The 18,823-nt window shown below is 69.1% G+C and carries 13 protein-coding genes; 4 read left to right on the top strand and 9 right to left on the bottom strand.

Features of this window, described 5'->3' with window-relative positions; all coding sequences use genetic code 11:
• Nucleotides 1–9: 9 nt before the first annotated feature.
• From DAT35_RS00710 to DAT35_RS00685, 6 genes are all read right to left on the bottom strand, one after another.
• Nucleotides 10–2,805, bottom strand: a complete 2,796-nt coding sequence (locus tag DAT35_RS00710; protein WP_108064924.1) for an HAD-IC family P-type ATPase — start codon at nt 2,803–2,805, stop codon at nt 10–12.
• A 176-nt stretch (nt 2,806–2,981) separates the two neighbouring features.
• Complete coding sequence (gene nadD, locus DAT35_RS00705; protein ID WP_108064923.1) at nt 2,982–3,542, bottom strand: nicotinate (nicotinamide) nucleotide adenylyltransferase; 561 nt, start codon at nt 3,540–3,542, stop codon at nt 2,982–2,984.
• Complete coding sequence (locus DAT35_RS00700; RefSeq protein WP_233261235.1) at nt 3,539–4,198, bottom strand: hypothetical protein; 660 nt, start codon at nt 4,196–4,198, stop codon at nt 3,539–3,541. The genes nadD and DAT35_RS00700 overlap by 4 nt, the downstream gene beginning before the upstream one ends.
• A gap of 20 nt (nt 4,199–4,218) precedes the next feature.
• Nucleotides 4,219–5,412: an exo-beta-N-acetylmuramidase NamZ domain-containing protein gene (locus DAT35_RS00695; RefSeq protein ID WP_108065593.1), complete on the bottom strand. Its 1,194-nt coding sequence runs from the start codon at nt 5,410–5,412 to the stop codon at nt 4,219–4,221.
• A gap of 32 nt (nt 5,413–5,444) precedes the next feature.
• Entirely contained in the window at nt 5,445–6,770 is a 1,326-nt protein-coding gene (locus DAT35_RS00690) for an adenylate/guanylate cyclase domain-containing protein (RefSeq protein WP_108064921.1), read from the bottom strand.
• 60 nt (nt 6,771–6,830) lie between these two features.
• Entirely contained in the window at nt 6,831–7,553 is a 723-nt protein-coding gene (locus DAT35_RS00685; protein ID WP_369945009.1) for a tetratricopeptide repeat protein, read from the bottom strand.
• Between the two features lie 311 nt (nt 7,554–7,864).
• Between DAT35_RS00685 and DAT35_RS00680 the strand changes: the two genes are divergently transcribed.
• Nucleotides 7,865–10,009: an endonuclease MutS2 gene (locus tag DAT35_RS00680; RefSeq protein ID WP_233261234.1), complete on the top strand. Its 2,145-nt coding sequence runs from the start codon at nt 7,865–7,867 to the stop codon at nt 10,007–10,009.
• Between the two features lie 151 nt (nt 10,010–10,160).
• Here DAT35_RS00680 and DAT35_RS00675 read toward each other — a convergent pair whose 3' ends face one another.
• The 3 genes from DAT35_RS00675 to DAT35_RS00660 all read right to left on the bottom strand — a co-directional run bounded on the left by DAT35_RS00675 (nt 10,161) and on the right by DAT35_RS00660 (nt 15,729).
• Nucleotides 10,161–10,553: a LysM peptidoglycan-binding domain-containing protein gene (locus DAT35_RS00675; protein ID WP_108064920.1), complete on the bottom strand. Its 393-nt coding sequence runs from the start codon at nt 10,551–10,553 to the stop codon at nt 10,161–10,163.
• Between the two features lie 171 nt (nt 10,554–10,724).
• Nucleotides 10,725–14,237, bottom strand: a complete 3,513-nt coding sequence (gene rnr / locus DAT35_RS00670; protein ID WP_233261233.1) for a ribonuclease R — start codon at nt 14,235–14,237, stop codon at nt 10,725–10,727.
• Nucleotides 14,238–14,355: 118 nt separating this feature from the next.
• Complete coding sequence (locus tag DAT35_RS00660) at nt 14,356–15,729, bottom strand: protease inhibitor I42 family protein (protein WP_108064917.1); 1,374 nt, start codon at nt 15,727–15,729, stop codon at nt 14,356–14,358.
• A 237-nt stretch (nt 15,730–15,966) separates the two neighbouring features.
• Between DAT35_RS00660 and glp the strand changes: the two genes are divergently transcribed.
• The 3 genes from glp to DAT35_RS00645 all read left to right on the top strand — a co-directional run bounded on the left by glp (nt 15,967) and on the right by DAT35_RS00645 (nt 18,803).
• Nucleotides 15,967–17,193 carry a gephyrin-like molybdotransferase Glp gene (gene glp, locus DAT35_RS00655; RefSeq protein WP_108064916.1) on the top strand — a complete coding sequence of 409 codons (1,227 nt, stop codon included), beginning with the start codon at nt 15,967–15,969 and terminating at the stop codon, nt 17,191–17,193.
• Between the two features lie 67 nt (nt 17,194–17,260).
• Nucleotides 17,261–17,935 (top strand): GTP cyclohydrolase II, encoded by a 675-nt coding sequence (gene ribA, locus DAT35_RS00650; RefSeq protein WP_108064915.1) that lies wholly within the window; start codon nt 17,261–17,263, stop codon nt 17,933–17,935.
• Nucleotides 17,928–18,803, top strand: coding sequence for an MBL fold metallo-hydrolase (locus DAT35_RS00645; RefSeq protein WP_108064914.1), 876 nt, complete (start codon nt 17,928–17,930; stop codon nt 18,801–18,803). Before ribA ends, DAT35_RS00645 begins: the two co-directional genes overlap by 8 nt.
• The last annotated feature ends 20 nt before the right edge of the window (nt 18,804–18,823 follow it).

The raw sequence follows: 18,823 nt of genomic DNA, 5'->3' as shown, positions 1-18,823 counted from the left end.
CCCCCGTCCCTACCCCACCGTCGCGCGCCGAGGCACACGCACGGGGAGCCGCCTCCCCCGCTCCCGGCGCGCACGCCGCGAGCGCCACCACTTCTCCACGGTGATGACGGGCAGGACGATGGCCCCCACCAGCGCGCACAGCCCGAGCGCCTCGAGCGTCAACGGCGCGGTGTGGAACACCTTCCGCATGAAGGGCAGGTAGATGAACCCGAGCTGCAGCAACACCAACGCTCCGATGCCGAGGTAGACGAAGGGGTTGCTGAAGAGGCCGATGCGCAAGGACGAGTCGCGCAGGGAGCGGCAGTTCAGCAGGTAGAAGATCTGGAACATGATGACCGTGGTGACGGCCATGGTCTGCGCCTCGCGGATGGCCACCGAGTGGCCCGAACGAGCCACCTCGAGGTTGTACTCCCAGAGGAAGAGCCCGGTGGCGCCGACGCACATGAGCACGGCCACGAGCAGGGTGCGCGTCACGACGAAGCCGCTGAGCACGGGCGCGTCCGGACGGCGAGGAGGCCGCTTCATCACGTCCGGCTCGCGGGCCTCGAAGGCCAGCGGCAGCGCGAGCGCCACGGTGGCGACCAGGTTGATCCACAGGAGCTGGGTGGGGAGCATGGCGAGCAGGGGCTCGCGCTCGCCGTCGATGTGGAGGATGGGGAAGAAGGCCACGCCGACGATGAGGATGAGGGCCAGCCCCAGGTTGGTGGGCAGCACGAAGGCGAGTGATTTGATCAGGTTGTCGTAGACGCGCCGTCCCTCCTCCACCGCGGCGGCGATGGAGGCGAAGTTGTCGTCCGTGAGGATGATGTCCGCGGCCTCCTTGGACACGGCCGTGCCGGTGATGCCCATGGCCACGCCGATGTTGGCCTGCTTGAGCGCGGGCGCATCGTTCACACCATCACCCGTCATGGCAACCACCTGCCCCTCCTTCTGGAGGGCGCGCACCAGGCGCAGCTTGTGCTCGGGCGCCACGCGGGCGAACACATTCGAGGACACGGCCACCTCGCGCAGCCGCGCGTCATCCATCTCCGCCAGTCGGGCACCCGTCACCACCCTGCCTTCATCGAGGATGCCGAGCTGCTCGCCGATGGCCTCCGCCGTCTTGGCGTGGTCCCCGGTGATCATCTTCACGGTGATGCCCGCTGTGTGGCAGGCCTTCACGGCGCTGATGGCCTCCTCGCGCGGCGGGTCGATCATCCCCTCGAGACCCAACAACCGGAAACCACCGGCCACGTCCTCGACCTGAAGCACGTCATGCGAAGCGGGAACGGATTGGCTCGCCACGGCCAGCACGCGCATGCCGCGTGAGGCCATGCGCTCCACCTCGGCGTGCACCGTGCCGGCATCGACGCCGTCGTGCATGTCACAGCGACGCAGCACCACCTCGGGAGCCCCCTTGAGGAACAGGACGCGGCCGTGCCGCCCGTCCTCGTGGAGCGTGGCCATGAACTGGTTCTCGGACTCGAAGGGGATGGCATCCACGCGGAGGTGACGGGCGCGCAGCTCGTCCTGCGGGAGGCCGGCCTTCTCCGCGGCGGCGATGAGAGCGCCCTCGGTGGGATCTCCCGTCAGCTCCCAGGCGCCGTCCCAATGCCGGACCGAGGCGTCAGTGCAGAGCGCGCCGGCCACGAGCAGTTCGCGGACATCCTCGGGCGGAGAGGCCAGGGGTTGACCATCACGGCGCACCTCACCGTGGGGCGCGTAGCCCACGCCCGAAACAGAATAGGAACCCGAGGGCGTCCACAGCGCCTGCACCGTCATCTCGTTGCGGGTGAGCGTGCCCGTCTTGTCGGAGCAGATGACGGTGGTGCTACCGAGCGTCTCCACGGCGGGCAGCTTGCGGATGATGGCGCGGCGAACGGCCATGTACTGCACGCCGATGGCCAGCGCGATGGTGACGATGGCGGGCAGGCCCTCGGGGATGGCGGCCACGGCCAGGGTGAGGGCGGCCATGAGCGACTCGGCGACGCCGTAGCTGCGCAGCAGGCCCACACCCAGGAGGACGGCGGAGATGACGAGGATGGCGAGGGTGAGGTAGCGGCCGATGGAGGCAAGCGCCTTCGTCAGCGGCGTCTGCAGATCCACCGCCTCGCGCAGCAGTTGGGAGATGCGGCCGAGCTCGGTGGCGCCGCCGGTGGCCACCACCACCGCGGTACCCGTGCCCGAGGTGACGTGGGTGCCACCGAAGGCCATGCTCGTGCGATCGCCCACGCCCACGCCCGGCGCGACGGGGGCCACCCGCTTCTCCGAGGGGACGGACTCGCCCGTGAGCGCCGCCTCCTCTACCTGGAGGTTGCGCTCGGCGAGCAGCCGCACGTCCGCCGGCACCTTGTCCCCCGAGGCGAGCAGCACCACGTCCCCTGGGACGAGCTCGGCGGAGGGCACCGTCACCTTGCGGCCCTCGCGCAGGACGGTGGCGTTCTCCGGCACCATCTGGGTGAGCGCCTCGATGGCCTTGCCCGCGCGAAACTCCTGCACGAAGCCAATGAGGGTGTTGAGCACCACCACGGCGAACACGATGAGCCCATCCGTCCCCTTGCCCAGGGCCACCGCCAGGCCCGCGGCCGCGAGCAGCACCCAGATGAGGGGGTTGTTCACCTGGCGCCACAGCAGCTTCAGCGGACCCTCGCCGGAGACGCGTTGCAGCACGTTGGGGCCGTGGCGTGCGAGCCGGGCACGGGCCTCGGAGTCGGAGAGTCCCTCGGGGCGGCCCTGGATGACCTCGAGCGCCGCCTCCGGTGGCAACGCGTGCCACGGCGGGCCCTGGTTGGGAACCGTCTGAGAGTCGGTCTGGGACGGGTTCATGTGGCGCTCCTCCGACGGTCAATCTGGGGAGTGCCTCACACGTCAGCCCAAAGAGAATCCATCCGCGACGCTTCGAGAAAATCGAAGCACGCGCGGGAAGAACGCCCTGGCCTGGTCATCCTGCCTTCAGGTCGGGCTCGGCGGCCCCGTGGGTCCCCGGGGCGGAAGGCAGGCGCTCACAGCCCGTACAGGTGGTGCTCGCGGGCGTAGGTGAGCACCCGGCCCGGCACCAGGTCGGAGGGCAGCTCGCCCCGGGCCAGCCGCTCACGGATATCCGTGGAGGACACCACGGCCAGCGGCGGCCCCACCGTTCCATCCGCCGGGTAGCCCGCGCGGTAGAGCACCAGCACGTGCGCCAGCCGCTGGATGCGATCGAAGTCCTTCCAGTGCGGCAGATCCTTGAGGATGTCCGAGCCGATGATGAGCGTGAAACGGTGCTCCGGGTAACGGGCGCGGAGGAAGTCCAGCGTGTCCACCGTGCGCCCGTCCTTGCCCACCTCGCTCTCCACCCGCGAGGCCTTCATCCAGCCCGAGGCGTCCTCGCACAGGAGCTCGCACATACGCACGCGGTGCTCGAAGTCCTCGGACACCTTGCCGAAGGGATGGCGGAACGTGGGCATGAACCACACCTCGTCCACGCCCTGGGTGGCGCGCACGTAGTGGGCCGCCAGGAGATGGCCCACGTGGGGTGGATTGAACGAGCCTCCGAGGAGCGCGACCTGCACGAGGGGCCTCACTTGATGGACAGCTTCGACCGGCGGTCCACCGCCAGCGTCTGGGGGTCCAGGACCACCTTCCCATCCAGCCGGTAGGCAGAGAAGCGCAGATCCTTGTCCACACGCTCCAGCAAGGCACACGTCTGCTCCGCGGCACCGGCCAGCCGGCCCGGGGAGAGGAAGTACCGGGGGCCGATCTGCACCAGCTTCGGCTCGGACTCCTTGCCATGGATGAAGATGATCGCGTTGACCAGATCATCCCGGGTCAGGTCGTTCTTGTCGTACACGACGCACACGAGCGTCTCGCCCACCATGTCCAGCACCTTCCGGGGGATGGTCGGGTCTCGGTACTGGATGGAGTCGCGCTCCGGGGTGCGCAGGAAGTGCTCCCGGACGAGCAGCGGATCCTCCTCGAGCTCCTTGAGCACCTCGTCCGGGATGGACAGCGAGCGGGGACGAGGCTTCTGCTCGGTGACGGCCAGCCAGCGAGCCACGTCCTCGATGAAGTCCGCCCCCGAGTACTCACGTCCCCCGCGGCTGCGCTCGCGCCGGTCGAGGATCCACTCGTCCAGGTCGGTGTAGCGGCCCCCCAGGAAGATGAACCGGTTGGCGCCCTTGGCCCGCAACAGCTCGTAGGCCGCATCGAAGGCGGCCAGGTCGCCATGGCTGTCGGACAAGATTCCGATGACGTCTTGGCTCACGACCCTTGAGCGTACAGCAGGTGACGCTCCCTCCGCTTGGCGAAGTCCCGAGCCTGGACCTCGAAGCCATCTAGCAAACGATCCAGCGGCCAGCCGGCCTCAATCCCCTTGCGGACCTGGTCCGTGCCACAGAGCAGGTCGAAGGCGGGCACGTCCTCGACGAACTCATAGGCGTCTTCCCGCCAGGCGAACCGGCCTCCCCTTCCCTGCTCGAAGAGCGCCTGGAAGATGGCGATGCCTGTCCGCAGGGGGAGGAAGGCGTTGCGGTCGGTGACGTGGATGAAGGCCCCGTTGCAGGACTCCCCCTTGTACTTGTCGAAGGTGGGGGTGAAGCCCACGGCGCGGAAGCGGATACCAGGCAGTTTCTCGCGCTCCAGGCGGGCGATCAGCGCATCCGAGTCCACCCAGGGAGCGCCGAACTGCTCGAAGGGACGGCAGGTGCCCCGGCCCTCGGAGACGTTGGTGCCCTCGCCCTGGCACATGCCCGGGTAGACGAGCGCGGTGTCCGGGGTGGGCATGTTGGGCGAGGGAGAGATGAAGGGCAGCCCGGTGTCAGACCAGAAGTACTCGCGGCGCCAACCGTCCATGGGCACGACCGTCAGCTCGCACCCGAAACCCTGCTCGTCATTGAAGAGGCGGGCCAGCTCGCCGGCCGTCATGCCGTGCCGGTTGGGCAGCGAGTACAGCCCCACGAAGGAGCGGTAGCGCTCGCCCACGAGGTTGCCCTCGATGGAGACCCCATTGAGCGGGTTGGGCCGGTCCAGCACGTAGAAGGGCACCTTCGCCTTGCCGGCGGCCTTCATGGCCAGGGCCATGGTGTAGACGTAGGTGTAGTAGCGGCTGCCCACGTCCTGGATGTCGAAGACGAGCGCATCGAGCCCCTCCAACCACTCGGGGCGGGGCGAGAGCGACTCGAAGGAGGAGCCGTAGAGGCTGTGCACGGGGACGCCGGTGCGCCGGTCCTTCGCGTTGTCCACGGCGACCATGTACTGGGCCTCGCCGCGCACACCGTGCTCGGGGCCGAAGAGGGCCGCCAGCTTCACACCGGGCGCGTGCGCCAACAGGTCCGCCAGGTGGCGGAAGTTCGAGTCCACGCTGGTGGGATTGACGATGGCCCCCACCCGCTTGCCCTTCAGCGGCGCGAAGCCCTGCTCCACCCAGACATCCAGTCCCGTCTTCACCCGTCTCATGTCATCCCCCACTGCTTTTCCAGGTGCGGCATTCAGCGTCCGAGCCGATCCAGTGCCCGCTTCGCGGCCTTGCGCGAGTTGCATCCGATGAGCGGCATGCCCGGCTCCTCGCCCGGGCCGCCGTCCTCGGCCAGATCCTCCAGCTCGCCCCGCGCGGACTCCACCTTCAGGTCCCCCAGGGCCTCCGCGGCGTTGGCGCGAACACGGCACTCCGAGTGTTCCAGAAGCTTGATGAGCCGGCGCTTCGCGTGGCCGTTGCCAGCCTTCACCGCGGAGCGGTAGCGGTCCACCGCCGCGTTGGGCGCATCCAGCGCCTCGTCGAGCTGTCCGAAGAGCCAACCCTTTTCGCCCTCGTCCTTCTCCTCGGCGATGAGCCTCCGGGCCTTCTCCACGAGCACCAGCTTTTCCTTGGGAGAGGAGGCATCGGCCACGTCCTCGATGGCATTCTCCGCAGCGCTGTCACTCAGCACGAAGCCAATGCCGAGCACCAGCGCCAGCGCCCCTCCCACCACCAGCATCCGCGGAGCGGGCGGCGTCGGACGCTTCCCCGCCTGCACCGACTGGATGACCGTGCGGGTGCGGTCCACGAGCTGCCCGCCCACTGTGCGGGTGCGCTCCACGAGCTGCCCGCCCACCGTCAGGGTACGCGCCATGACGTGGCCGCCCACGCTGGCCGCGCGGCTGCCCAGTGCGGCCGCGGTGGCGGCGAGATCCGTCCCCGGCACGAGCGAGGACTCGGGGATGCGCGAGAGGGCCAGGTTGCCGAAGGGCGGCTGCTCGTTGGCGATCGCGGACTCGGCGCCAGGCACCATGTGCACCACAGGGGCCGGCGTCTCCACGCGGTAGGGCGCCCGAGGCACGCGGAAGACGCGGATCTTCCCGGGGATGCCCTTGAGCTCGAAGGAGCCCACCTCCAGCGAGGGCACCTCGGCCTTGTTCATGGCCAGATAGACGGCCTCGGTGAAGAACACCTCTCCGGCCTCGGCGAGGGACTCCACACGGGCGGCGATGTTCACGGGCTCGCCGAAGACGTCATGGGATTCCAGCCGCACCTCGCCCACGTTGATGGCCACCCGCACGTCCAGCCGCTCGCTGTCCAGCGCGGTGCGGTTGTAGTGCCAGAGCCGATCCTGGATGGCCATGCCCGCCAGGACGGCCTGGGTGGGCGACTCGAAGGTGACGAGGAAGGCGTCGCCAATGGACTTGATGATGCGCCCGCCGAAGGCCTTGAAGAGCGGGGTGAGAAGATCGTTGTGCGCCTTGAGGAGACGCTGATTCTCCTCGAGGGTCTGCCGGCTGGTTCGCTCGGTGAACCCTTTGATGTCGGTGAAAACGATGGCGAGGTTGGCGGTCTTCAAGGCGGGCGCAGTGTATGCACCGGCGCTTTCCGTGCAATCAGACAGGGGAAGAAAGGTTCCCTACCGGCGTGACGGGCGCAGGGGCCGCATTTTCTTGGAGGGAGCGACTGACTCGAGGCTCGCTCGCAACCTCGCCGCCAGTTGGGGACGGCCCGTGCGCTCATAGAGATCGGCCAGCCGGCGGATGACCAGGGCGTTGCCCGGCTGCTCTCCCTTCAGCTGAAGCAGCTCCTTCTCGGCGTCCGCGGCCCGGCCCTGCTCCTCGATGGCCTGGATGAGCTGGAGGCGCACCTGCACCCACTCGGGGCGGGAACGGCTGAGCAAGCGGTAGTGGTACTCGGCCTTGAGCCAGTCACCCAGGGAGGCACAGATGCTGGCGGCCCGGAAACGGGCATCCTCGTAGGAGGGACGATAGACGAGGGCCTGCTCATAGGAACGGGCCGCGCGCAGAGGCTGGCCGCGCTCCTCCCAGAGGAGACCGCGCAGGTAGTGGACCCGGGGGTTCTCGGGGGCCGCGGCGGCGGCGACATCCAGGTGGGCTTCGGCCTCATCCAGGTTCCCCCCGAGCTTCAGCAGCAGGCGGGCGGCCTCCACCCGAGGGAGGGCCTGCTGGGGCCAGTCCAGGATGACCGCCTGGACGCCCTCCAGGGCCCCGGAGGTGTCACCCGAGGCCTCCCGAGCCAGGGCCGTTGTCAGGGCATCCGGGGTGGGGGCGTCCATGGCCGCCGCGAGCGTGCCCGCTACCAGAAGCCAGAGCATGGCCAGCAGATAGCAGAGCGGCACCGGCCATCACAATCGTACTTCCTCTTGACGGCCGACCGGCCGCGCATGAAACCCATGTCCGTGCAGATTGCTCAGAGAACGCTCGAAGACCTTGGATTCGCGGATGTGCTCCGCGCACTGGCCCACCGTTGTCGGACCGAGCCCGGGAGGGAGCGCGCGCTCGCCCGGCCGTTCCTCGACACGGAGGACGAGGTAGGGGAGGCCCTGGAGCTCGTCGCCGAGGCGCGGCGGCTGGCCCAAGAGCAGTTCTCCCTGCCGCTCGGCGGGGTGACGGACCTGCGCGGCGCGCTGGAGCTGGCGTCCAAGGGGGCATGTTGGAGCCCCGGCAGCTCATCGCGTCAGCCCAGTTGCTGTTCGCCTTCGTGCGCACCCGCGAGGCGCTGGAGGAGCGGCAGCACGTGGTGCCCCGGCTGGCGGCCATCTCCCGGCGGCTGCCGCTGCTGGAGCAGCTGGCGGTGCGCATCGACCGGAGCTTCGAGGCGGACGGGGAGATCTCCGACCGGGCGAGTCCGGAGCTGCGCGAGGCGCGCGACAAGGTGCGCGGGCTGCATCGGCGCATCAAGGGCCGGCTGGAGGAGATGCTCCACGACGAGAACTTCCTGCCGAAGCTCCGGGAGAACTACTACACCATCCGCAATGGCCGGTACGTGGTGCCGGTGGTGTCCAACTACCGGGGCGAGGTGCCGGGCATCGTCCACAACGCGAGCCAGACGGGGCAGACGCTGTTCGTGGAGCCCGAGGGACTGGTGGGGATGGGCAACGACCTGGCCATCGCCCAGTCGGTGGTGGCGGAGGAGGAGCGGCGGATCCTCCAGGAGCTGACGAACCAGCTCGGGCGCGAGTCGGCGAAGGTGCTCGAGGGCATCGCGGCGGTGGCGGAGCTGGACGAGGTGGAGGCGGCGGCGGTGCTGGCCGGCGACCTGCGCGCCTACGCACCCGAGTTCACCGGGGTGGAGGATCTGTCGCTGGTGAGGCTGCGCCACCCGCGGCTGGTGCTGAGGGACACCGAGGTGGTGCCCAACGACATGGAGATGAAGGGCCAGGCGCGGGCGCTGGTGGTGTCCGGTCCGAACGCGGGCGGCAAGACGGTGACGCTGACGGCGGTGGGCCTGTGCGCGCTGATGCTGCGGGCGGGCCTGCCGATTCCCGCGGGCGAGGGCTCGCGGATGCCGCTGTACCGCTCGGTGCACTCCACGGTGGGTGACGCGCAGGACCTGTCGCAGGGCCTGTCCACGTTCAGCGCGCACGTGGTGATGCTGCGGGATATCGCGCTGACGGCGGGGAAGAACTCGCTGGTGCTCATCGACGAGATCGCCGCGGACACGGATCCACGCGAGGGCGCGGCCATCGCCATCGCGGTGCTGGAGGAGCTGCTCACCAAGGGGACGGTGGTGTTGGTGACCACGCACCTGGAGGAGCTGAAGGCGCTGGCGCACCTGGATCCGCGCTTCCTCAACGCGCGGGTGGGCTTCGACGCGAAGAAGATGGCGCCCACGTACAAGCTGCAGCTGGGCGCGGCGGGAGCGTCGTCGGCCATCGAGGTGGCGTCGCGGATGGGGCTGCCCGAGCACATCTGCACCCGGGCGAGAGACCTGGCGATGAACGCGGGTGGCGCGCTGGCGAAGGCGCTGGCGGCGGCGGAGGAGGATCGGCGCAAGCTGCAGGACGAGCTGGACCGGGCGAAGGCGGCGGCGGAGGAGGCCGAGCAGCTGCGCAAGACGCTGGAGGAGCAGAAGCAGCAGTTCGAGCGCGAGCGCAAGGCGAGGCTGATGCGCTTCAACGAGGAGGTGGCGGCGGCGAGCGAGCAGGCGGCGTCGGAGGTGCAGGAGTTGCTGAAGATGCTGAGGGCGCAGGCGAACGAGAAGGCGGCGTCGGAGGCGCGTGCGCAACTGCTGCAGCGGATGGAGGAGGCGAACCAGCGGGCGAAAGCGTCTCGGGCGGAGCTGTTCCAGGTGGAGGCGCCGGCGCCCGCGGAGCTTCGGGTGGGGGCGTTGGTGCGGCACTCGGGGTTGAACAAGGACGTGGAGATCCTGGAGCTGCACGGGGATCAGGCGCTGGTGGCGGCGGGCATCATGAAGATGCGCGTGCCGGTGTCGGAGCTGTCGGGCACGAGGACGGGGAAGCCGAAGGAGACGAAGTTCCCGGAGCGCAACAAGCAGGCGCAGCAGTTCCAGAGGGCGAAGGCGGCGGCGCCCGAGGCGGTGGAAGCGACGAACTACCGCTGCGACGTGCGAGGCATGAGGGCCGAGGACGCGCTGGGAGAGGTGGAGTCGTTCCTGGACCGGGGCATGAGGAGCGGCGAGGAGTCGGCGCTGATCATCCACGGGCACGGCACGGGAGCGCTGCGACAGGCGATCCGGGACTACCTGGCGGCCTCGCCGTACATCCGGATGTTCCGTCCGGGAGAGAACCACGAGGGCGGGGACGGCGTGACGGTGGTGGCCCTGCGGGCGTGATCCCGGGGAGCCACCCCCTCCCTTCAAACCCAGCGTCCGAGACGCGAACCCTCAGCGCGTCTCGGGCAGCTGGGTGTAGTCGTGGACGTTGCCGTACAGCTGCTCACCGGGAGCGCCCGCGATGGGGCGCCACGGAAGCGGGAGACCGCCCTCAAGCCGTTGCGACCGACTTGGGCGGGAGCTTCAGCACCTGGCCGACCTTGATGTGGTCTGGGTCCTTGAGCTGGTCTTTGTTGATCTCGAAGATCTTCGGGTAGAGCTTCGCATCGCCGTAGATGTCCTTGGCGAGCTTGCTCAGCGTGTCACCCGACTTGACGGTGTACACACCGTAGGGATCCGCATGGGACACGGTGAGCAGGACCATCACCTCGTTCTGCCACTTCGCGTGCTTCGCCTTGATCTGATCCCAGATGCGATCGCGATCCCAGGCGTACTCCACCGTCCCCTGGATGACGAGCTTGCCGTTCTCCTCGCGGGACTCGACCTTGGCGCCGACGTTCTTCGCCACGTCGAGCACGTCCTTGTAGTCGTTCTGCAGGGCCATGGCTCCTCCTGTCGTGCCACGCGGCGCGCGGATGTACTCTGCCGCGTGGAGCGGCGCACTGTACACACGGCCCTTCACCCCCAGCGGTAACACGGAGCCTCTGTTGATGGACGGTCAACAGACCGCGTGCGGAGAACGGGAGCGAGCCTGAAAGGCCCGCTCCGCCCTGCCCTACCGCTTCTTCGCCTTGCGAGAGGAAGCGGTCTTCTTCGCTTTCGCCCCACCCTTCGCCCCGGCGCCGCCTGCGGAGCGGGCTTTCGCGGCCGAAGCACGGGGCTTCGGAGCCGCAGCACGCTTCGTCGCAGCCGAGGCCCCCTTCTTCGTCGCAGGCGCCTTCTTCGCGGTCGGCGGACGAGTTGCCTTCTTCGCGGCGGCCTTCTTCACAGCCGGAGCCTTCTTCGCGGCGGCCTTCTTCGCGGCAGGAGCGGGAGCCTTCTTCTTCCCACCCGCCGCCTTCTTCGCGGCGGCGCGAGGAGCGGCCTTCTTCCGGGCCCCGGCGGCGGCTCGCTCCGCACGCGCCGGCTTCTCCTCGACCGCGGCAGCGGCCTTCCTCCGCCGCTTGGGAGGCACGACCCGAGCCACCTCGGCCTCCTCGCCCCCTTCGCTCGTCCCCTGAGCAGCCAGGGCGCGGAGACGCTCGAAGCCTGCCGGAGCCGCTGCGGCGGGCGGCTGCTCCACCCCTCCGACAGGCGCGGCCTGCACTTCCACGGGAGGCGGAGCCACTTCCTCCACCGGCTCGGCCGAAGCTACCTCCACAGTCGCGGCCTCCTCGGCCCGCCGCCGAAGCGCCTCCGCCTCGGCCATCGAGAGCTCGTGGGCTCCCACGCCCCGCTCGGGACGGCCCCACCGCTCCTCGCGCGCCCGCTCGCGAGCGATCCGGGCCGCCTTCTTCCGCTCCTCCTTGGTCTGCTGCCTCTGCGTCTCCCGCGCCTGTCTCTCCACGGCCTGCATGGCCTGCACGGTCTTGCCGTCGATCTCCAGGGCCTCGAACTCAATGCGCCGCAGGGCGAGGTTGACGTTGACGAGCCGCACCCGGGCCTTCTGTCCGACACGGACGCGGAAGCCGCCCGGCAACGTGAGGGAGTGCAGGGCCTTGTCGAAGCGAGCCCCGAACCCGAGCGAGTCGGCGCGCACGAGCCCCTCGACGTGCACCTCGTCGAGTTCCACGAAGAAGCCGAAGTCGACGATGCCGGCGACGGTGGCGGTGAACTCCTCGCCGATGCGGTCCTTCATCATCAGGGCCGCGTAGTAGGAGACGACCTCGCGCTCCACCTGCATGGCGGCGCGCTCGCGGTCGGAGCTCTGGGAAGCCATGTCCTCCAGCCGCTGCTCCTCGCGCTCCAGTTCCGCGGCGGGCCGCTGCTGTCCCTTCCGAGCCCAGTGCGCCTTGAGGAGCCGGTGGACGAGCAGGTCCGGGTAGCGGCGGATGGGCGAGGTGAAGTGGAGGTAGTACTCGGCGGCCAGGCCGTAGTGGCCGATGTCGGAGGCCGTGTAGACGGCCTGCATCATCGAGCGCAGCAGGAGCTGGTTGAGGGCCCGCTCCTCGGGATGGCCCTGGAGCTGGGCCATGAAGGCATTGAGGGACTTCGGGGTGACCTCCTCTGCCTGAAGGCGGAAGCCATAGGCCTGGGCGAGCTGGGCGAAGACGGCCAGCTTCTCCTCGTCAGGCTCACCGTGGTAGCGGTAGACGCTGGGCAGGCCCAGGTCGGCGAAGAACTTCGCCACCGCCTCGTTGGCGGCGAGCATGCACTCCTCGATGAGGCGGTGGCTGTCCTTGCGCTCGCGGCGCTCCATGCGGGACGGCAGGCCGTCCTCGCCCATCATCACCTTGTGCTCGGGCAGGTTGAAGTCGATGGCGCCGCGCTCCTTGCGCATCACCATCAGCACGCGGGCCAGCTCCATGAGCCGCTCGAAGTGCAACTTGAAGGCGTTGCGGTGGGGGACATCCTTGCCATCCAGCACGTCCTGCACCTCGTTGTAGGTGCAGCGGGCCTGGCTGCGCATGACGGCCGGGTACAGCTCGCTGGTGAGGAGCCGCCCACGCGGGTCGAGCACCATGTCGGCGACCATGCACAACCGGTCCTCGTCGGGGCGCAGCGAGCAGATGCCGTTGCTGAGCCGCTCGGGGAGCATGGGCAGCACACGGTCCGGCAGGTAGACGGAAGTGGCGCGGTGGAGCGCCTCGGCGTCGAGCGCGGTGCCCTCGCGCACGTAGTGCGTCACGTCGGCGATGGCCACCACGAGCCGCCAGCCCTCGGCAACGGGCTCGACGTAGACGGCGTCGTCGAAGTCGCGGGCATCCTCACCGTCGATGGTGACGAGCGGCAGCGAGCGCAGATCCCTCCGGCCCTCGGCGCGCGCCTCTTCCTCGGAGACGACCGGGCGGATGCGATCCGCCTCGTCCATGACCTCGGGAGGGAACTCGTCGGAGAAGCCCTGGGAGTAGGCGATGGACAGCACCTCGGTGCTCGGATCCCCGGGCTTGCCGAGGGAACCGGCGACCTCGCCATAGAGGCCGTCGCCAAGCTCCAGCAATTCCGCGCCGATGCCCAGGCGCACCTTGACCACGTCTCCCTCGCGCGCCATCTGGGTGGGCGGAACGCGGATGGGGCCCTGGGCCTGCAGGTTCTTGTCGTAGGGAATCACCAGCGCATGGCGCCGGCCTCGCTCCACGTACGTGCCGACGGCGAGCGTCCGCGTACGGCCGACCACATCGAGGAGGCGGCCTTCCATGCGTCCGGGGCGGCCCCAGGCCTCCACGAGCACGCGGTCATTGTCGAGCGCCCGCGCGGCCTCCTGAGGCGGCAGGAAGATGTTGTCCCCCTCGCCCGAGCTGGGGTGGACGAAGCCGTAGCCGTCGCGGTGCACGTGGAGGATGCCCTCCACGGTGAAGGACTCCTGATCCTCGCCTCCGCGGCCACCCTGCCCGCCGCGGCCTCGGGGCTCGAAACGCCCCGCCTGCCGCTGCCGGGCATCGAAACGGCCCCGGGTATCGGGCCGGCCAGCCTGCCGCCGGGCGTCGAAACGGCCCTCCGAGGGCCGCTCCTGCCGCGCGAAACGGCCCCGAGGCTCGGGACCTCGCGCCTCGAAGCGGCCGCGTGAGGCAGGACCCCCGCGCTCCTCGAAACGGCCGCGCGAGGGAGGACCCCCGCGCTCCTCGAAGCGGCCGCGCGACGGAGCTCCGCCCCTCTCCTCGAAGCGACCACGGGGCTCCATGCGGCCCTCGCGAGAGAAGCGTCCCCGAGGCTCTGGACGGTCTTCGCGAGAGAAGCGTCCCCGGGGAGCGAAACGCGCATCGGGCTGGCTCTGGGGCTCCTCGCTCGGGCCCCCGGCACCGGGCCGGGCCTCATCGCGACGCCCCTCGCCCCAACTCCCCGGCGGACGACCTTCCCGCTCGCGGCCTCGCCAGCCACCGGGTCCCTGTTCTTCGCGCCCGCGCCGCATGTGGGGAGGCTGCGCCCTGCCATCACCGATGCCCCCAGAAGGGGCTGGCTGCTCGCGCCGCAGGCTGAAGCGCTTGCCCTCCTTGATCAGCTCGCCTCGCCGGACCATCTCCCGGAGGGTGCGCTTGAGCTGGGTCTGCTGCCCGGGGTGCAGCTGGGTGAGTCGGAGCAGATCCTTGACGCCGAGCGGATGCTTGGACTCCGCCAGGTGTCGCCTTACGTCTTGAAGAAGGTCGGTCACGAGAGTTCCCAGAACGGGGAGCCCGACGGGCCCTGAAAAAAGTAAGCCCGGCAGGTCCCACTGGGGACCCCCGGGCGGAAGACGGCGATGACGTGGCTTCGGAGCGCCAGAAAGGCCCTCAGGGCTTGACGGTCACGTTGAGCTTGAACGAACGCTCCACCTGGCCGGGATTGAAGGCCTTGGCGAGGAAGAACTCGACGTCGGAAGCCCCGGGGTTGCGCGGGGTGAAGAAGAACTCGCGGGTGGCGGGTCCCTCCGAGCCCGGCTCGAAGTTGGCTTCCCGCAGGCCCACGCGCTTGGCCGCCGTGGGCTCGATGGCCCAGGTGAAGCCCGGCTGCTCCTGGAGGCGCACGGTGAAGGCGTGGTTGAGCTTCACCTCGATGCTGGCTGGCTGCTCGCCCTCCACGTGGACGCTCTCCAACCCCTCGCGGGAGATGGGCCGGGTCTCGGAGGGGCGCGGCTCCACGTTCTCCACGTCGATGCGGCCACCCCAGCCGGAGGACTTGTCCACCACGCCGGTGACGGAGAGCGTCTGACCCAGGAACTTGCGCAGCCCCTTGGCGCCCTTGCCCTCGACGATGTAGGACACCTGCTGCCGGGTGCCGCCGTTGGACACCACCAGCACGAACTCTTCGCCGGTCATCTCCAGGTTGCCGCGCAGCGTCGCGAAGCCCTTCATGCCCGCGCCCATGCCGGCCGACACCACCTGGGACACCTCACCGGGGGACAGGTAGCGCAGCCGCGTCTCCACCTCCACGGGCTCCGGCGTGGGCTCCTCCACCTCGGGCTTCTTGGCGGAGAACTTCCGCACGTCCACCGTGCCGCCATAGTTGGTGGTCTTCTTGATGAGACCGCTGACGGACACCTTGTGGTCCACGTACGCCGGCAGCACCTCCTGGTCCGGCCCCTGGAGGATGAAGGTCAGCTCGCGCTTGTCGCGGCCCACCACCACCAGATTCGGCAGACCGTCGATCACCGTCAGACGGCCCTTGAGGCTGCCCTCGCCCACCACACCGCGGCCCGTGCCGGCGGTGAGCAGTTGCTCCATGTCGCGCTTGTTGAGCGGCTCACCCTGGGGAGGCAGCTTGGTGGCGCGGGGCCGCGGCCTTTCGACGGGCGGCGTCACGGCCTCCGCCCGGGCAGCAGCCTCCTTGCCCTTGGAAGCGGGCTCCTTGCCCTTGGCGACCTCCTTCACCTTGGCGGCCGCCTTCGCGGCAACCTTGGTGGCCGCCTCGGCGACCTTCTTCACCTTGGTGGCTGCCTTCTCGACGGTCTTCTTCGCGACGGCAGGCACGGCCTTCTTCGCCTTCGCGGCCTTCTTCTCCGCGGGTGCCTTCTTCTCCGCCTTCGCGCCTCCAGTCGCCTTCGTCACCAGCTTCGCGGCGGCCTTCGCCACGTTCTTGGACGCGGTCTTGAGGACACCCGGTTTCGTCGACTTGACCTTCTTGGCAGCGGAAGTTGCCTTCTTGGCCCCGGACTTGGGCTTGGCCATCGACGCTGTCTCCTTGAATTCCCGTGTCATCTCAACGGGTTGGCGCACCTGCCCCAGACCGGATGCGGGGCTCGCGATCACTGGAGCTTGTAACGGTGATCAGCAGGAGTGTCAAACAAAGTCTTGAATTTCCTAGGGACTTTGATCCCAAAAACACCCCGTGGCTACACACCTGTTTCGCCAGCCCCGGGACAATGCCAATCAGTTCCGGGAGATCACCCCGAGGGAGCCCAACCCATGAAGGAAGATGACGCGCTGCTGCCCGTAGAGGAGGCGCGTGCCCGCACGCTCGCCCTGGTTTCCCCTCTGCCGCCCGAGTGGGTCCGGCTGGAGGAAGCGCTCGGGCGCACCCTGGCCGAGGACGTGCGCGCGCAACGGACCCTGCCCCCCTGGGACAACTCGGCCATGGACGGCTTCGCGGTGCGAAGTGCCGACCTGACGGCGCCCCTGCCCGTCCGCCTCCACATCCAGGAAACCATCTACGCCGGCCAGACGCCGCGAAATGAGGTCCGTCCAGGCACCTGCGCGCGCATCATGACGGGAGCGCCCCTGCCCGCGGGAGCGGACGCGGTGGTGATGCGCGAGCGGACGCGGCTGGCCCCCGAGGGTGACGCAGTGGACATCCTCGAGGCCGTGGAGCCGAGCCACTTCGTGCGGCCGAGGGGCGAGGACGCGAGGCAGGGCGAGGTCCTGCTGCCCCGGGGAACGCCGCTGGGCATTCCGGAGCTGGGACTGGTGGTGGGCCAGGGAATGCTGACAGTGCCGGCGGCGCGCCGCCCGAGGGTGGCCATCCTCTCCACCGGCGACGAGCTATGCCGCGCGGACGCCCCCCTTGAGGGCCGCATCGTGGACGCCAACGCCCCCGCGCTGAGCCTGGCCGTCCTGCGCGCCGGAGGAGTGCCCTCGGTGCTCGGCATCGCCCGGGACACACTGGAGGACGTGTACCAGCACCTCGAGGCAGCCGAGGGGTACGATCTGGTGCTCACCAGCGCCGGCATGTCCGTGGGCGAACACGACTTCGTCCGCGAGGCCCTGGCGAAGCTGGGCGTGGAGCAGGACTTCTGGCGCGTGGCCATCAAACCGGGCAAGCCGCTCGCCGTGGGCCGCAAGGGGCGCACCGTCTACGTCGGGCTCCCGGGCAACCCCACCTCCTCGCTCGTCACCTTCGAGCTCTTCGTGCGCCCGACCCTGCGCCGCATGCTGGGACACGCGGACGTGGAGCCTCCCAGGGTGTCCGGCCGGCTGGCCGGCGAGCTGAAGAAGCCCGAGGGACTCGCCCACTATGTCCGGGTGACCACCGCCTGGCAGGATGGCGAGCTGTGGGCTCGGCCCTTGTCCACCCAGACGTCCGGCGCACTACGCTCGGCGGCCTCGGCGACCCACCTGCTCCATTTTCCACGCTCGTCCAGTAGGTTGACTACTGGCGACAGGGTGGAATTGCTTCCGCTGTCCTGGGGGGCGTGAGTAACGAACTTGCCCGGTTCGCATCCATCTTGTGCCACCGGATGTTGTGCGGGAGAAGGGTTCACCTATGTCCGATTCGCGTACACCACAGGTTCTTCCGACCCGAAAGAGCGCTTCCCTGCTGGAGAAGTTTTCCGAGGCGGATGTTCCCACCGGCCGGGGCGTGCTGCGCACGGTCGTCTTCCGGGAGAAGCGCAATGGGCGGGAGCACGTGGCCCTCGTGGTGGGGGAGGTGCAGGCGTTGGAGGGGGTGCCGGTCCGGGTGCACTCCGAGTGCCTCACCAGTGAGGTGTTCGGCAGCCTGAAGTGCGACTGCCGGGAGCAACTGGACAGGGCGCTGGACTTCATCACCCAGAACGGGACCGGCGTGGTGCTCTACCTGCGCCAGGAGGGCCGTGGCATCGGCCTGGGCAACAAGATCAAGGCCTACGCCCTGCAGGCCCAGGGGCTCGACACGTACGAGGCCAACCGCAAGCTGGGCTTCCCGGACGATCTGCGCAGCTACGACATCGCCGCCGAGATGCTGCGCCTACTGGGAGTGCGATCGGTGGACCTGATCACCAACAATCCGCTGAAAATTGCAGGCTTGGTGGAAGAAGGAATTCCAGTCCGGCGACGCATTCCCTCGCGTACGGGGCACAATCCGCATAACGTCGACTACCTGAGGACGAAGCGCGAGCGGACGGGGCACCTGATTGAGCTCTTCGCCGAGGACGACGACACGGAAGCGAAGGTTGGCTGAGAACGAACAAGCGGGGACGACCGCCGAGGCGAGTGTCCCTTTCCATGTCCGTTTCTGGGGAGTGCGCGGCTCGATCCCGGTACCGGGTCCGAAGACGCAGCGCTATGGCGGCAATACGCCCTGCGTCGAGGTCCGATGCGGGGACGAGCTGCTCATCTTCGACCTGGGGACTGGGGTTCGCGTACTGGGAGAGGAGCTGCTCGCGGGGAGAGGACCCACGCGCGCCACCATCTTCCTCTCGCACTACCACTACGATCACTTGCAGGGGCTGCCGTTCTTCACGCCCATCATGATCCCGAAGTTCGCCTTCACGGTGTACGGGGCGCCTCGGGATGGGAGGTCGGTGAAGGAGGTCCTCGCCGGGCAGATGGTGCAGCCCTATTTCCCGGTGACGGCGGAGCAGGTCTTCAAGGCCCAGCTCACGTACAAGGACCTGGAAGCGGGGCAGCAGCTGGAGCTGGGCCCCGCGAGGATCCGGACCCTGGACCTGAACCACCCGGGCGGCAACCTGGGCTACCGGGTGGAGTGCAACGGCAAGTCGGTGGTGTACGCGACGGACGTGGAGCACGGCTGCGAGAAGGACCGGGATCTCGTGGAGTTCGCACGGGACGCGGACGTGCTCATCATCGACGCGATGTACACGGAAGATGAGTACCGGGGCCGCAAGGGCGCCGCGAAGATTGGCTGGGGCCACTCGACGTGGGAGTCCGCGGTGGAGACGGCCAACGCCTCGAAGGTGAAGAAGCTGGTGCTCTTCCACCACGAGACCACGCGCGACGACGATGCGATGGATCAATTCGTCGAGCGGGTGCGCAAGCACCGCCCGGATGCGATCGCCGCCGTGGAGTCGGAGATCCTGAAGGTCTGATGGGGCGGGGGTGAGGGTCC

The organism is Vitiosangium sp. GDMCC 1.1324 (genome assembly GCF_003044305.1).
In the GTDB taxonomy this organism is placed as follows: domain Bacteria; phylum Myxococcota; class Myxococcia; order Myxococcales; family Myxococcaceae; genus Archangium.
The sequence above is the reverse complement of the archived record's forward strand: the minus strand, read 5'-3'. Positions and strand labels throughout refer to the sequence as shown.

Excerpts from the sequence above, each read along its gene's own strand:
- DAT35_RS00675 (WP_108064920.1), bottom strand. The coding sequence starts at position 10,553 with ATGGCCCTGCAGAACGACTACAAGGACGTGCTCGACGTGGCGAAGAAC.
- DAT35_RS00695 (WP_108065593.1), bottom strand. The coding sequence starts at position 5,412 with ATGAGACGGGTGAAGACGGGACTGGATGTCTGGGTGGAGCAGGGCTTC.
- DAT35_RS00710 (WP_108064924.1), bottom strand. The coding sequence starts at position 2,805 with ATGAACCCGTCCCAGACCGACTCTCAGACGGTTCCCAACCAGGGCCCG.
- DAT35_RS00680 (WP_233261234.1), top strand. The coding sequence starts at position 7,865 with ATGTTGGAGCCCCGGCAGCTCATCGCGTCAGCCCAGTTGCTGTTCGCC.
- ribA (WP_108064915.1), top strand. The coding sequence starts at position 17,261 with ATGTCCGATTCGCGTACACCACAGGTTCTTCCGACCCGAAAGAGCGCT.
- glp (WP_108064916.1), top strand. The coding sequence starts at position 15,967 with ATGAAGGAAGATGACGCGCTGCTGCCCGTAGAGGAGGCGCGTGCCCGC.
- DAT35_RS00660 (WP_108064917.1), bottom strand. The coding sequence starts at position 15,729 with ATGGCCAAGCCCAAGTCCGGGGCCAAGAAGGCAACTTCCGCTGCCAAG.